Annotated in this window: 19 protein-coding genes; 5 read left to right on the forward strand and 14 right to left on the reverse strand. The window is 36.0% G+C overall.

What is annotated here, in order from left to right; all coding sequences use genetic code 11:
* The 8 genes from BMX63_RS15085 to BMX63_RS15120 form a co-directional block, all read right to left on the reverse strand.
* Positions 1-454 (reverse strand): DUF5694 domain-containing protein (locus tag BMX63_RS15085; RefSeq protein WP_143060174.1); only part of this gene is annotated, 454 nt, incomplete at its 3' end.
* A 226-nt stretch (positions 455-680) separates the two neighbouring features.
* Positions 681-1,085: a hypothetical protein gene (locus BMX63_RS15090; protein ID WP_093137112.1), complete on the reverse strand. Its 405-nt coding sequence runs from the start codon at positions 1,083-1,085 to the stop codon at positions 681-683.
* Between the two features lie 165 nt (positions 1,086-1,250).
* Positions 1,251-1,484: a hypothetical protein gene (locus BMX63_RS18190; RefSeq protein ID WP_093136933.1), complete on the reverse strand. Its 234-nt coding sequence runs from the start codon at positions 1,482-1,484 to the stop codon at positions 1,251-1,253.
* 196 nt (positions 1,485-1,680) lie between these two features.
* Positions 1,681-1,890: a hypothetical protein gene (locus BMX63_RS15100; protein WP_093136934.1), complete on the reverse strand. Its 210-nt coding sequence runs from the start codon at positions 1,888-1,890 to the stop codon at positions 1,681-1,683.
* 107 nt (positions 1,891-1,997) lie between these two features.
* Positions 1,998-2,231: a DUF3953 domain-containing protein gene (locus BMX63_RS15105; protein ID WP_093136936.1), complete on the reverse strand. Its 234-nt coding sequence runs from the start codon at positions 2,229-2,231 to the stop codon at positions 1,998-2,000.
* Positions 2,232-2,778: 547 nt separating this feature from the next.
* Positions 2,779-3,030 (reverse strand): hypothetical protein, encoded by a 252-nt coding sequence (locus BMX63_RS15110; RefSeq protein ID WP_093136938.1) that lies wholly within the window; start codon positions 3,028-3,030, stop codon positions 2,779-2,781.
* A 70-nt stretch (positions 3,031-3,100) separates the two neighbouring features.
* Positions 3,101-3,541 (reverse strand): GNAT family N-acetyltransferase, encoded by a 441-nt coding sequence (locus BMX63_RS15115; protein WP_093136939.1) that lies wholly within the window; start codon positions 3,539-3,541, stop codon positions 3,101-3,103.
* A gap of 23 nt (positions 3,542-3,564) precedes the next feature.
* A complete protein-coding gene (locus BMX63_RS15120; RefSeq protein WP_093136941.1) occupies positions 3,565-3,756 on the reverse strand; it encodes a hypothetical protein in 192 nt (63 codons plus the stop codon).
* Between the two features lie 343 nt (positions 3,757-4,099).
* Here BMX63_RS15120 and BMX63_RS15125 point away from each other — a divergent pair, with 343 nt between their 5' ends.
* Entirely contained in the window at positions 4,100-4,372 is a 273-nt protein-coding gene (locus BMX63_RS15125) for a hypothetical protein (RefSeq protein WP_093136942.1), read from the forward strand.
* 54 nt (positions 4,373-4,426) lie between these two features.
* On the opposite strand, the gene BMX63_RS15130 is transcribed toward BMX63_RS15125, so the two are convergent.
* Entirely contained in the window at positions 4,427-4,882 is a 456-nt protein-coding gene (locus BMX63_RS15130; protein WP_093137114.1) for a DinB family protein, read from the reverse strand.
* Positions 4,883-5,147: 265 nt separating this feature from the next.
* A complete protein-coding gene (locus BMX63_RS15135) occupies positions 5,148-5,576 on the reverse strand; it encodes a VOC family protein (protein ID WP_425441499.1) in 429 nt (142 codons plus the stop codon).
* Positions 5,577-5,734: 158 nt separating this feature from the next.
* Here BMX63_RS15135 and BMX63_RS15140 point away from each other — a divergent pair, with 158 nt between their 5' ends.
* On the forward strand, positions 5,735-6,505 hold the full coding sequence (locus BMX63_RS15140) for an ArsR/SmtB family transcription factor (protein WP_177167347.1): 771 nt from the start codon (positions 5,735-5,737) through the stop codon (positions 6,503-6,505).
* Positions 6,506-6,611: 106 nt separating this feature from the next.
* Here BMX63_RS15140 and BMX63_RS15145 read toward each other — a convergent pair whose 3' ends face one another.
* Positions 6,612-7,502: a manganese catalase gene (locus tag BMX63_RS15145; RefSeq protein ID WP_093137117.1), complete on the reverse strand. Its 891-nt coding sequence runs from the start codon at positions 7,500-7,502 to the stop codon at positions 6,612-6,614.
* Between the two features lie 187 nt (positions 7,503-7,689).
* Between BMX63_RS15145 and BMX63_RS15150 the strand changes: the two genes are divergently transcribed.
* From BMX63_RS15150 to BMX63_RS15160, 3 genes are read left to right on the forward strand one after another with little or no spacing between them, the layout of a single operon-like run.
* Positions 7,690-8,166, forward strand: coding sequence for a DUF2975 domain-containing protein (locus BMX63_RS15150; RefSeq protein WP_093137118.1), 477 nt, complete (start codon positions 7,690-7,692; stop codon positions 8,164-8,166).
* Between the two features lie 10 nt (positions 8,167-8,176).
* Positions 8,177-8,395: a helix-turn-helix domain-containing protein gene (locus BMX63_RS15155; RefSeq protein WP_093137120.1), complete on the forward strand. Its 219-nt coding sequence runs from the start codon at positions 8,177-8,179 to the stop codon at positions 8,393-8,395.
* A gap of 51 nt (positions 8,396-8,446) precedes the next feature.
* On the forward strand, positions 8,447-8,881 hold the full coding sequence (locus BMX63_RS15160) for a hypothetical protein (RefSeq protein ID WP_093137121.1): 435 nt from the start codon (positions 8,447-8,449) through the stop codon (positions 8,879-8,881).
* Positions 8,882-9,019: 138 nt separating this feature from the next.
* On the opposite strand, the gene BMX63_RS15165 is transcribed toward BMX63_RS15160, so the two are convergent.
* The 3 genes from BMX63_RS15165 to BMX63_RS15175 all read right to left on the reverse strand — a co-directional run bounded on the left by BMX63_RS15165 (position 9,020) and on the right by BMX63_RS15175 (position 13,136).
* Complete coding sequence (locus BMX63_RS15165) at positions 9,020-10,231, reverse strand: alanyl-tRNA editing protein (protein ID WP_093137122.1); 1,212 nt, start codon at positions 10,229-10,231, stop codon at positions 9,020-9,022.
* Between the two features lie 160 nt (positions 10,232-10,391).
* On the reverse strand, positions 10,392-10,565 hold the full coding sequence (locus BMX63_RS18545; RefSeq protein WP_245732851.1) for a hypothetical protein: 174 nt from the start codon (positions 10,563-10,565) through the stop codon (positions 10,392-10,394).
* 537 nt (positions 10,566-11,102) lie between these two features.
* Positions 11,103-13,136, reverse strand: coding sequence for an iron ABC transporter permease (locus tag BMX63_RS15175; RefSeq protein ID WP_093137125.1), 2,034 nt, complete (start codon positions 13,134-13,136; stop codon positions 11,103-11,105).
* Between the last annotated feature and the right edge of the window lie 4 nt (positions 13,137-13,140).

The raw sequence follows: 13,140 nt of genomic DNA on the forward strand, positions 1-13,140 counted from the left end.
CATCAGAATTACTCGTTTCAACAATATTTTTGAAAACCATCAATTCTCTTTCCAACCATTTGTTTAAAAAGTCAAAACCAATCATTTTTTCATTGTTATCAGTTACAGTAACAAATGATAAGTACATTCTCTCTAGTTCTTTAGTAGTTTCATTGTTATTTAATTTTCTAAACGAATTAACCAATGGCGTGTTAAGACTAATATCAGGAGCATTTTCACTAATGACCTTCATTGTATTTAGTAATTCAGGATACGAACCTTGAATTAAGGCATTAAGTTCCGTCATATCTTCTTGGGAAATTTCCCCTGCCCAATTCACTGCATATACTTCCTTGTGATTTAACTTTTTGGCTAACCTAAATCCAATTTGTTGAATTTCATCGATTGAATAATTTCCATTTGATTTTTGGTATTCTATATTTAGTTCTTTATCTTCTGACTTTTCCCATTCCACAGCGACTTTAGTTGGCTTGTAATGTGCTAAATACTCAACTAACTCTATTACTTCCTTTTCTTTTTTTCTATTAGTTCTTCGTCTTGTTCAAAATGATAAGTCCCGACAAGTATTATTTCTTTTTTCAAGTATCTCTCCCCCAGTTACTTTGTTCCACTAACCTGCCCTTTAATGCAATAAGGTCTACGTTTTTGTTCCAGATACGCCCCCGTTTGTTTAATAGCTATCATTTGCTTAAACTGTCTAACAAAACAAAACCAAAGACAATTCCAGCTGTTGTTGTCAATGTTGTATTGCCTAACATTACCAACTCTCTGCTAAATAGCAAATTCACCTCAGAATAGTAAGACAGTATTGGGAGTATCGTGATATATAAGGAAGGTACACCTACTGCAACTATCTTTATCCAATCAAACTTCCATTGTTTCGTCTCTTTAATTTCAACAATTAGCTTAGGCAATCGTAAGCACATACCTATAAAAATAGGAAATACGGATGAAAATAACAAAACAGGCATTAAATCAAATGTTATATTCCCTTCTTCCTCTAACCAAATTTGATACTTCACACCTAGATAAAAAACAAATCCCATAATAACCGTACAACCGAAATAATATAAAAATCTTTTCATTTCAAATTTCCCCTTAAACTATATTTACTTTATATAAATACGATTGCTCTCTTGATATGTTTCAATATTCAGTTAAGTTTACTTGTTAAACTCTTCTGCTCCTTTAATTCAATAAAACAAGCTATTCTCCTTCTTGAAGAATAGCCCCGCTAAATGAATTGCCCACTAATTTAGAATTTCACTATTTGCATTTCGTATTTTAATTTCAAAAGAGGTAATATTGGAAACTGACTTTAGTTCTAGTTTATTTAATATTTCTTTTGCAGTTTCTTCAATATCCGAAGCTAACTTGTTGGTATCTTTACTTGAACCTTCTATGGATGTTTGTATGGTAATGCTTTTTTCTTTACTATCCGTAGTTATATCTCCTACATTATACTCTTTTAGACCTTTGTTCAATCTAGATGTTATTTGTAAAAAATCTTGGTTAATTCTTCTTTATTCTTCTTTCAATGAAGGTACTTCGAGTCTTTCTACAATAACAGAATAGTCCTTTAAAGGAGTTGATTTTATGATGTTTTTTACAGTGGACTCCATTTCACCTTTAACTGATTTAAAATAATCTTGTTCCTTTTTAACTTGTATTCTTAATTCTTTATGTGAATTCGTTATACTTCTCACCAAGCTGTTCTGTTACCAATTCTATTGTAGATATTATTTGATTTCTTTCTTTAGCGGTTAAAGATTTTGGTTCCTCTTCGTCTGCAACAGCCGTATTAGCTTCTGAAAAATAGCTTGTCAAAGTATGTGTAGTTATTCCAATCAGCATAAGTATTCCAACAATCATAAATGTCCTTTTCACCATATAATCCCTCCTTATTAGGAGGGTACGTACAACCACTAATAGTTATCCCTAAAAAGTACCAATATCATTTTTGAAAATTCATCTTACTTATTGTAGATACGCACCCGTTAACGTAATAAAAGTGTTTGAATCGATACGAATAATAAAAATAGAAAAACAACAACAAGTAACCAACCATACGCTTTTCGCTCTTTTTGAAATTCTTCTACCCCCATTACCAACAACATTAAACCTAAGAAGAACATCATATAAGGCTGAAAATTAAAATCACTCGTAATTAGTCCATAAACCGCAAATACCATAGCTATTATCGAAAAAATATAACGTAAAATCTTCAGCAAATAAACACTCCTTTTATTGAACAATCCTACTCCGTTAGCTCAATATCTCCTAAACTAATGTTAACATAATATTCCAATTATTTATAGATAAAATAAAGACGACCAAATTGTTGATCGCCTTGTTAAACTATCGCCCCCGTTAGTCAAGAACAAGTTCTATTTATATATAATAAAAGCAACAACTCCTAAAACGGCTAAGAAACCTGTTCTAAATATAACCTTTTCCTTTGTAGTAACACCTATCTTATTATCTGCAAATTGAAAGTAAGTAACAAGTCATAAATAACCAAACATAGTCAATGCCTACCCAATTGTATCTTGGATAACAGTTATGTGCCTCACTGCGGCTAACCCTACAAGCAGAAGACCTGAATATCCTATTACCAATCTGAGATATTTTTTCTTATTCTCGTCGTTCATATCTTATCCTCCCAAAAATCTTCTGCAACTAACCTGCTCCTTCGTAAAATGCCCGTTAGGATTCCTTATCGGCTGTTACTACCCCTCCCAGATAAATAATAGTTACGGGATATCTTCCAAGTATTCATTACTGGTGAATGGCCCGAAGTGCTTTTCCCTTATCATCAAGTTTTACATAAATTTTATATTCATCACCTAAATCACTGTATGCTCCACTTGGTGAAGTTGACACATTCGAAATTGATGCAACTCTGTACATCACTTGATTTGCTTTTAACCGATCGATCACCTTGTAGTAATCCTGTTGATTAAATGTGGTGTATATTAGAGTCTTTTTTTTCGAAAAACAATACTCAAGGAAATTTACAATAAAATCCAACACACATTCCCCCTTAGGAAGGTCTCTATTACTATACTTTATGTGTGTACCCTCTTAATTAGAAGAATTCTCATGAATGGAAGTCTTTCTTCAGCACATAACTTGCTATATAATAATCCATTTTCTCCTCATAAAATTGATGAGCATCCTTTCTATGTAATCCAGATGAAAGAGCTATCCGCTCATATTGATGTTCTTTAGCCCATTTTTCAACAAAGGAAAGCAGTTTTCTTCCATACCCGTTTGAACGATTTCTAACATCTGTTACCAAATCGCAGACCCATACAAACCTGCCGTAATATAAAGTAATCATTGGTTTAAAACCAGTCACTGCAACCAGCTTATTGCTATCATATAGAACTGCCATTTTATATCGATCATTCTCCATAGCTTCTAACACTAAATCCAGATAGGTTTCCTCATCAAGATGCGTTCGTAATTGTTTCATTAGGGGATATGCCTTCCGAATTTCTTCCTTCGAATCTAATTCTTTTATTGTCATAGTTTCCATCCTGTCATCCTCCATATAACGATTTAATCTTTATCTGTATATAAGGCTGCAACCAATTGAACAATAAATAACAAGATAATAATTACTAGATCGTTTTTCATTTCATCCATATACGATTTACCCATTACTAGATTGAAAATGATGATGACGGAAATCCCGCCCGAAAAGGTTGAAATCCAACGTTTTATAGATTTATTTAAAGACAATTTCTTCACTCGATTGCTTCCTGACATTGACTTTCCTGCCAGGAGTCGAATTTTGCTATTGCAGTGAAAAATTCTAAATATTCCCGTTATTTATTACCCTTATTTTACCATTTGTTTATGGAAATCACCACTAGTGGATTAGGTGGATGGTTAATAACTTTTCTTTCTTCGTACTAAAGATGCTCCATGTTCAAGTGTTTTAAAAAACTTCTATAGATCATCCATCCTATTAAATTCTTGTTCTTTGAAGCAAGTGATGAGATTATGTATGTTTCTATTGGAAAAACATACATAATCCGGCTACTATCAGAAATAATAAATATAGAAATGATTTGTAATGGAGGATACCGGAATGGCAGAAGAAAACCTACATCAACAATTACAGCAGGTAAGTAAACAAATTGATAAGGCAGAGGAAGCTGTTCGTCTATCACAGGGAACAGACTTTCAACTTGTCCAACAAGCAAAACAGCAACTAAAACATGCAGAGCAAAATCTGCAAAATGCTCAGGATCAATCAGGAACTGAGGCAACAGAAAATCCACAATTTCAACAAGCATTTGAACAAATTCACAATACACGTCAGCACATTCAAGAGGTTGAACAGCATAGTGATGACGTATAACCCACATACCCAAACGCTTGGATAGCATCCAAGCGTTAGTTCATGAAAATCAATCTACCCATTTACACCATCTTGCGGATTCCATGTACCCTGCCATTTTCTAATATAGATAATCTGTCCGGTATGGTAGGTCGTATGAATCGTCAAGTGGGCTAGTTCAAGTGCCATATTATCGAGTTTATTCTCACCTGCCTCACGGACAACTTCTGTCCATTCAGACATAATATTTTGGATACGTTTAACCGCAGCATCCCAACTTAATTTCTCTCTGTTTGTAAACGTATTGTTATCCTTATTCTTTTCATTTGGTATGTCTTTGAACCGGTTTAAATAACGTTGATTATAGAAAATCAAATGATTCACAATCTCAAAAATCGAGTTTGTTGCTTCACTAGGCTTCCATTTTGCTTGTTCTTCAGTAAGACCGTCAACTGCGTTTAGTAATGATACAAACCACGTATTTTCACGACAGGCATCCAGCTGTGCTAATAACATATCCTTTACATTCATTAAATGATATCCTCCCTTATATTCCTACTTTTTAAAAATGAACATCCCTTTGATCACATTCATGACTTAAGTTAAAAACTTCTATTCATTTACGATTTCGTTTACTTGTAAATGGAAATACAGTTGCCACCTGCCATCTATATATTTCCATATAGAACTGCGAAGTGTATGACGATTTTTGGTTTTATCAATTATAGAATAAGGAGTTAAAACTACATCGGAAGCTATTCATTTTTTTAATTGTTACTTTTACTTGCATGATTTATTATTCAATATATTCTTTTCCTAATATTACACTTACTCGTTCTCTCTCATCACCCTTATTTTTGTACTCAAATAACCCCAAATCATTTCCCCAGGGATCAGCGAAGGTAGCCCAGTAAACGGGTACCTCATCTCGAGTATTTACAGTAAAGTTTTCCACTTCTAATTCACGTATGAGTCTGTCTTTCTCCCTTTCGATATCCGGTACACCTAAACGTAATGGCCCACTGCCTTTTATTGGTGTCCCTTGTGCTAATTGAAGCCAGCTACCAGGAATCATTTCCCATTCAGCGATCCCTGCATGAGGTTCAAAATCAGGCTTTCGCTGAAAAAGCCTTTCGTACCATGACCTGCCTTCTGGAAAATCGTCCACTCGAAATTGAATCGTTATTTCAAACAGCAGCTTTCCTCCTCCTTTCACCTCATCCATATTTGTAACTGTATGGTTAACATATTCAATAAAATGTTCCTGTCTCCTTTTATTTTTATAATTTTTTACATTTTTTATTTACTCAGACAATTATTTATGTTACTATTTGGTCACATAAATAGCCTGTTATTATTTGGTAGTCTATGAGGAGGAATTGTGTGGGTACCGACAATATGAGTAAAGTATTTCAAGCTTTATCCCATCCTATCAGAAGAACTATTATCGATTTATTATCCAAGCAGCCATTAACCACAGGTGAACTTTGCGAACAGTTTGACGTATCCAGGTATGCCGTAATGAAGCATTTAACTATTCTGGAAAGCGCTCAAGTTGTCCTTACGAGAAAAAATGGAAGAGAAAAAATTAATTATTTTCATGCTGTTCCTCTACAGGAAGTCTATAGGAGGTGGATGAACCAATTCCAGGCTGATGATGCAAGCTCTATGATAAATCTAAAACATTTATTTAAAAAAAAGGAGAGTGATGATTGTATGACAAGAATACAGGAGAATAATTCGTTTCATATTGTACAGGAAATTTGTATTCAGGCAGGAAGAGAGAAAGTTTTCCAAGCTCTAACCAAAGACATTAACAAGTGGTGGTCCATTCGATTATTTGATCAATCTGAGCTTGTTGCAGAAAGTAAGCTTGGCGGAAAGTTTTATGAAACATCAGCAGAAGGAAAAGAAGCCCTTTGGGGGACACTGAATTTAATAAAGTCGAACGAGGAATTGCATTACAACGGAGCATTAGGGATGCCCGGAGCAGTAAATAGTTATTATATTTATAAATTAAAAGAAGACCGCCCTAATGAAACCATTTTACAGCTTGATCATACAGCCTTTGGCATGATTGATTCGTCATGGGAGGAAGATTATGAAGAGGGATGGAATCGTCTTCTTCATGATTTAAAACATTTTATTGAATGACAATGGATGGAGAAATTCATATTGCCATTATAATTTTCCAACTGCCTGCCTTTGGTATTCATTTAAAATAACGAAAACCCAGCATTATTTTTTGCTGGGTTTAAGGCTAATTTACTGGACCTGGACCTTGCTCCATATTCTGTTCATACTTAGCACTCTCGGTACCTGGTGGCATTTGTCCCGGTTTTGGGGTCCCATGAATATAATTGGGGGATGGATTTAATTCCGGAATTTGGCCCATTGCCTCTGGTTTAGCAATGTATTCAAATTCTCCTTGCCCATCCATGCTTTTTCCATGTGCCCAACTACCTTCTTCACTTTCAGTTCCTTCAGAGAAATTATAGAAAGAATAGGAAACCTCCTGCTTTTCTAAGTCCTGAGGGAAAGTACTTGGAACGATAGCTTTCTGATTTTGTTCGAGCTCCTCGATGGCAGCCATCCATTGATTTTGATGCATCGTATCACGTGCAATTAAAAAGGATAGCATATCCCGAACACCCTTATCGTTTGTCGATTCATAAAGGCGCACTACTTGGAGACGTCCCTGTGATTCCGCATTAAGGTTTGCCCTGAAATCCGCAAGCAAATTGCCACTTGAAATTGTATAACGGGAATTCCACGGATAACCAGCACTATCAGTTGGAGTCGCCCCTAAGCCCGATACAATGACATGCTGAGGATTCATCCCACCAAGTACCGCCTCAACGACAGGATCTTTTGCCGCATTTTCCTGTTCCTTTGCCGGTGCCCCGTCCAGAAGCTGTGCAATCATCGTTGCAATCATCTCCACGTGAGCAATTTCCTCCGTACCTATGTCCAAAATCATATCACGGTATTTTTTCTCTGCCCGGCAATTAAATCCTTGAAATAAGTACTGCATCATTACCGTTATTTCACCGAATTGCCCGCCCAGTATTTCCTGAAGCTTTTTTGCATAAACCGGATCTGGCCGCTCAGGCTTGGCATCATACTGTAATTCTTTTACGTGATAGAACAATGTTTGTTCCTCCTTTGCTGTCTAGTTATTCTATAGATTGTGCGGCAAATTCATTTCTTATTCTTATCAGGTGTTAAAAAGCATCCCTTCAACAATAAAAAAATAACATATTTCAATATTAATTTATCGTAAAACGATAAAATTTGTGTTATTATTAATTTTATAATAAATAAGTGAGGTGCTTTATATGAAACGACGTTCAACACTCTTTTTAAAGATAGCTGTTATTCTTATTGGACTCCCCGTTCTTGTTTTGTGTATATATATTTTGCTTTTCATTGCTCATGATCCGGTGAATCCAGATTATGCCCATATACTATATCCTATTTTAATTAGTATGTATGGATCAACCATACCATTTTACATTGCATTGTATCAGGCTTTTAGACTTTTAAATTATATTGATAAGAACAAAGCTTTTTCACAGGATTCTGTTCAAGCTTTAAAGAATATCAAGTTTTGCGCCATGACAATCAGTGGTTTGTATGTGGTCATTATGCCATTTGTCTATCTGGTAGCAGAACTGGACGATGCACCAGGTCTCATCATAATTGGAATGGTTCCTATCTTTGCTTCAATAGTAATTGCGGTGTTCGCTGCTGTTCTTCAAAGACTTTTACGGGAAGCAATTAAAATAAAATCAGAAAATGATTTAACGGTCTGAGGTGAAAACAATGGCGATAATAATCAACATTGATGTGATGCTGGCAAAAAGGAAAATGAGCGTAACGGAACTTTCAGAGAGGGTTGGAATCACGATGGCGAATCTTTCTATATTAAAAAATGGAAAGGCAAAAGCCATCAGGTTTTCCACTTTAGAGGCCATTTGTAAAGCTTTGGACTGTCAACCTGGAGATATTCTTGAATACCAAAGTGACATGGACATTGATTAATAAGCTAAAGGAATTGCTTTAAATCGAATTTTATTAGAAGGGAATGCTTTTATGAAAAGATTATGGGTTTTATCCATTACCGTTTTGTTCGTTATTCTTCTGTCGGCTTGTTCGGATAATGCAAGCGATGCAATGAAATCGAACAAGGATAATATGATTATAAATATAAAAAACAATGCGAATTTTGATTTTTACTCGATAGGATTCAAAACCTATAAAAATGGAGAATTGAAAACCTCAGGCGGTGTCAGTTACGCTGATGGTTCTAAAATACAAAAAGGAGAATCTCTCAGGAAAGAATATATTGACCAGAAAGATTTAAAATTAGAAGGTGAAGCATCATTTGAGGTTGTATTATTAGGTAAAGATCAAACAAATCAAGTACCTTTGAATACTGTTACACTTGAATTAACAACAAATAAGGAATACTTTTTTGAAATTACTGGTGAATCATCAGAGCAGGCAGAATTAAAAAGAGTAAAATAAGTATAAGGGTATCTATTAAGCTGTTAAAATGACACTTAGGATTCCAGAAGAAAGCCGCCTGTTAAATGAAAGTAGGACTGACGAAATAAGTCCATTCAAGAGGATCATAAAAGCCAACACACAATTGTTGGCTTTTATTCATACAAAGTACCATGTATCTATTTTTTTTATCATTTCTTCTAATAAAGCATCTGAAGAAATAAGCTTGTTTCCTCCCCCTTGGGCAATCGTTTCACTTCCTCCGCCTTTACCATTTATTTTAGGTAACAAATCTGTAATAAATGCTTTCATATTGATACCAACATCTTCACTTCGCGCACAAACCACTTGAAGCTTATCTTCCTTTTCGTTAACCATAAACACTAGCATATTGTCAGCTTTTTGCGTCACATTCCTGGCCAACTGCTGAAGCTCACCCATTGGTCTGTTTGAATAAATTTCCTTGACCATTCGGCAGTTATTCCTTCTTTTTGCCTGATAAATCAGCTTATCTTCTTCCTGTAGTAGAAGCTCCTTTTTTAACTCGCTAATGGTTTTTTCCAGAATTTCTTGTTTATCTAATAAGCGTTTTGCGGCAGCTTCTAAATTCTCCTGAGGTGCCTTTAATAAAGGATTTAAACCCTGTATGACTTGATGTTTTTCGTGTAGCTGTTTTCTCACTCTGTTTCCACATACAAAGTGAACACGAATCTTTTTCTTTTCCTTTTCCCAATGGAGAATTTTAATAGAACTAACCTGACCCGTTCCTTTTGGATGTGTTCCACCACATCCGTTGTAATCATAGTCTGGAATAATAACAAGACGAATATTTTCATTTACGGATATAGCCTTTCGTAATGGGAAATATCTTAGTTCATCTTGTGTTACCCACTTTGCTTCAATCGGTCGATTCTCAAGAATGATTACATTTGCTCTTTCCTCCACTTGGCTTGCTTCCTCTTCTAAAATTTTGGGAACATCAAGATCAATCGAACACACTTCTTTTCCCAAATGAAAGCTTACTGTTTTATATCCAAACATGTCCTCAAATGCAGCTGATAATATATGCTGTCCGGCATGCTGCTGCATATGATCAAATCGTCGTTCCCAGTTTACCTCTCCATAGCATTCCTTCTCTTCCAGGGGACGATCGATATAGTGCCGAATCACTCCATCTACTTCTTCTACATCATAAACCTGTACATCATTAATAGTACCGGTATCATGTGGTTGTCCACCACCTGTGGGATAAAAGGCTGTTTGCTTTAAAACAGCGTAGAAACATCCCAACTCATCTGTTTCGCATTGAAGAATTCGGCTAGAAAAAGACTGTATGTATGGATTCTGATAATATAATTTTTCTGTTGTCATAATGATCACGCCTTTATTTGTATTTTACCTTAAGGTGTTTTAAACAAAGAGCATAAAATAGATATCGGACATGTTAAAAGATAAAATTAAAAAATCAATCATCCAGAAGAAACCAAAAATAAGAAACAGCTATCATCTTAATTGTGGATTGTAATCCGTATTATTTTGCCTCTTTTAGTTGGTCAATATATTCCTTCCCTTCAATTAAGGACAGGCCTAAAGTTTCCCGGGCTTTCTTTACTGCCTTTACTTCTTTTCCTTCTTTAATAAGCTCACGTAATTCTTCGTCGATTGGATTTTCTCCTATTCCGAATTGCTCTGTCAATTGCTTCAACGTATATTGTATACCTTTCACCCGACCTTCTAATTTGTTAACCTTTATCACTAAAAAAAGGACCATAACAAGTAAAAAACTTATCAGAGTGTATTCCATAGTGTCATCTTTCCTTCCTTAAAGGAATCAATAATAAAAAATCTTTTTAATTAGTTTGTGGTTTGTTTCTTTTTACAACTTTATACGATACCAAATACCAGTAAGATCAATAGATAACCCATTCCTAAAATTACTGACAACATGAATATCTTAATCACGCCATAACAACTGAATGGAATATAAAGAAGTTAAAAAATCTTCTTACTTCGCTTGTTTTGTAAATAAATCGAAGTGAATAGGGCAAAAGCCAAGCTCATCCCGATTAACATACTAATCCATACCATTCCATACAGAATGACTTGCTCCATCCCGCTTTTCCAATTATTTCTAGCAAGCTCCTTTATATTAATTTAACATTAAACAATCATCATGCAGTCTATTCTTAAACCGATTTTCGATTAAAAAACGTGAATTCAATCAAGTATTCACGTTTTACATTTACCGTTGTATTTTATTTGTCCGCTTCATCAACCATAAAAAATAAGGTGCACCAATCAAGGCCACTAACACACCAGAGGGAATTTCTTTTGGAACAAGCAGCGTACGGCTTAAAATATCCGCAATCGTCAGGAATATGGCTCCAGTAATCGCCGTTAATGGCAACAGTTGTTTATTTTTTGGACCGATCAAAATCCGGGATAAGTGTGGAGCAATTAATCCAACAAAACCGATTGTTCCAACTGTCGCTACACTCGCAGCCGCTAAAATGGTAGCTAACATTGCCATATAAAAGCGAGTGGATTTTACGCTTAATCCTAAACCTAATGCTGCCTCATCTCCAAGAGATAGAACATCCAGCTTTTTCATGTTCATAAACAGGATTGGTAGAATAATAACAAATGGAAGTAGTAAATATTGAAATAGCTCCGCCCAGCCCTTCGCATATGTGCTGCCTGATAGCCAAGTTAACGCTGAAGCCACTCCCATATCCGCTTCTACGACTAAAATTTGAATGATTGAGGAACCAAATGCCGAAACCCCAATTCCAAGTAATGCCACAACAGACGGCTGAAAATGTGATTTAAGTGAAAAGAACATAATCAGTAAGAATGCAAGAATAGCTCCAATAAACGCTCCAACCGGAATAAAGAAAGCTGGTAGACTAAAGACATAAAGAACAAGCAGGGCACCGACACCTGCTCCCGATGTAATTCCAATCACAGATGGATCAGCTAAAGGATTTCTCAGAATCCCTTGTAAAACAAGACCTGCTATCGCTAACCCCGCTCCACTTATAGCTGCTACCAGTATTCTTGGCATGCGTAAATCAAAAATCAGATTACGCATAAACTCGTTACTGTTTCCTAAGATTACATCGATCGTTACACCGATTTCCACACCATAATTCCCCGTTGATATACCAATAAAAATCGCGATGACCAATAAGAACAATAATGACGTAAATAACCATTTAGGAGAAATCGGCAACTGAACCTGTCCTGCCGATACCGCCCCTTTTTCACTGGAATTGGCCCGAAATTTTCGGACGACCAGAATAATTAACCATGGAGATCCAATTAAAGCCGTCACCGCACCAACCGGAAGTTCAGAAAATGAATCATCTAAAATTCGCGCTAATACATCAGCTCCAATTAAAACGTTTGCTCCCCATAAAAAGGCCGCTGGAAGTAAAAGGTTATGATTACGGTAACCAATTAATTTCACTAAGTGGGGGGCAATAAGACCTACAAATCCAATCGGGCCGACAACACTTACAGTAACAGCGGTTAAAAAGACTGCGTTTACTAAAGCAAATAGCTTCACCCGATTAACATTTTGCCCCAGTGAAGTCGATACTTCCTCTCCTAGTCGCAAAATATCAAGCTTTTTAGCCATTAATAATAGAATGACAAAGCTAACAATAACAAGAGGCAAAGCAAATTGTACACCGGACCAATTATTTTGTACGAGTGATCCTGCCCCCCATAAAAACAGCCCGCTTGTTTCATATTCGTAAAAAATTTGAATGACGGATGTAAAGGAGGAAAACATGATGCTGACCACCATACCTGCTAAAACCATCTTGACGGGCGTGGTAGTCGAGCCCGCACCTGAGAGAGCATAGACTAAAAAAGCTGTCGCTAGTCCCCCTAGCATCGCTACAAGCAACCCGTTTGCTCCTAAAGCTGCAGGGAAAAAGACCGTAGCAAAAACGACAGCAAAGTACGTTCCAGAGTGAATCCCTAATGTACTTGCTGAAGCCAGTGGGTTTTTTGTAACCGTTTGGAGAATCACACCCGAAACCGCAAGTGCTCCCCCTGCTAATATGCCAATCACAACGCGGGGCATACGCAAATAACGCACGGTATGGTGTTCAATGATATCCTGTGGGGAAAAAATCGATTCAAGTACAGTCGAGATCGCTATATGTACATTTCCCTGATTAATATGTATAAATATGAGTAAAAATAAAACGGCGGCTCCCCCTCCAAAGGTGAGAACCGCTTTTATCCATTTATTTGAATCAGGCATTTAC

It is taken from the genome of Salinibacillus kushneri (assembly GCF_900111405.1).
Taxonomy (GTDB): Bacteria; Bacillota; Bacilli; order Bacillales; family Alkalibacillaceae; genus Salinibacillus; species Salinibacillus kushneri.

Bases quoted from the DNA above. Each gene is read 5' to 3' on its own strand.
- BMX63_RS15130 (WP_093137114.1), bottom strand. From the start codon at position 4,882: ATGAATGTAAAGGATATGTTATTAGCACAGCTGGATGCCTGTCGTGAA.
- BMX63_RS15115 (WP_093136939.1), bottom strand. From the start codon at position 3,541: ATGGAAACTATGACAATAAAAGAATTAGATTCGAAGGAAGAAATTCGG.
- BMX63_RS15165 (WP_093137122.1), bottom strand. From the start codon at position 10,231: ATGACAACAGAAAAATTATATTATCAGAATCCATACATACAGTCTTTT.
- BMX63_RS15175 (WP_093137125.1), bottom strand. From the start codon at position 13,136: ATGCCTGATTCAAATAAATGGATAAAAGCGGTTCTCACCTTTGGAGGG.
- BMX63_RS15135 (WP_425441499.1), bottom strand. From the start codon at position 5,576: ATGGATGAGGTGAAAGGAGGAGGAAAGCTGCTGTTTGAAATAACGATT.
- BMX63_RS15150 (WP_093137118.1), top strand. From the start codon at position 7,690: ATGAAACGACGTTCAACACTCTTTTTAAAGATAGCTGTTATTCTTATT.
- BMX63_RS15090 (WP_093137112.1), bottom strand. From the start codon at position 1,085: ATGAAAAGATTTTTATATTATTTCGGTTGTACGGTTATTATGGGATTT.
- BMX63_RS15160 (WP_093137121.1), top strand. From the start codon at position 8,447: ATGAAAAGATTATGGGTTTTATCCATTACCGTTTTGTTCGTTATTCTT.
- BMX63_RS15155 (WP_093137120.1), top strand. From the start codon at position 8,177: ATGGCGATAATAATCAACATTGATGTGATGCTGGCAAAAAGGAAAATG.
- BMX63_RS15125 (WP_093136942.1), top strand. From the start codon at position 4,100: ATGGCAGAAGAAAACCTACATCAACAATTACAGCAGGTAAGTAAACAA.
- BMX63_RS15100 (WP_093136934.1), bottom strand. From the start codon at position 1,890: ATGGTGAAAAGGACATTTATGATTGTTGGAATACTTATGCTGATTGGA.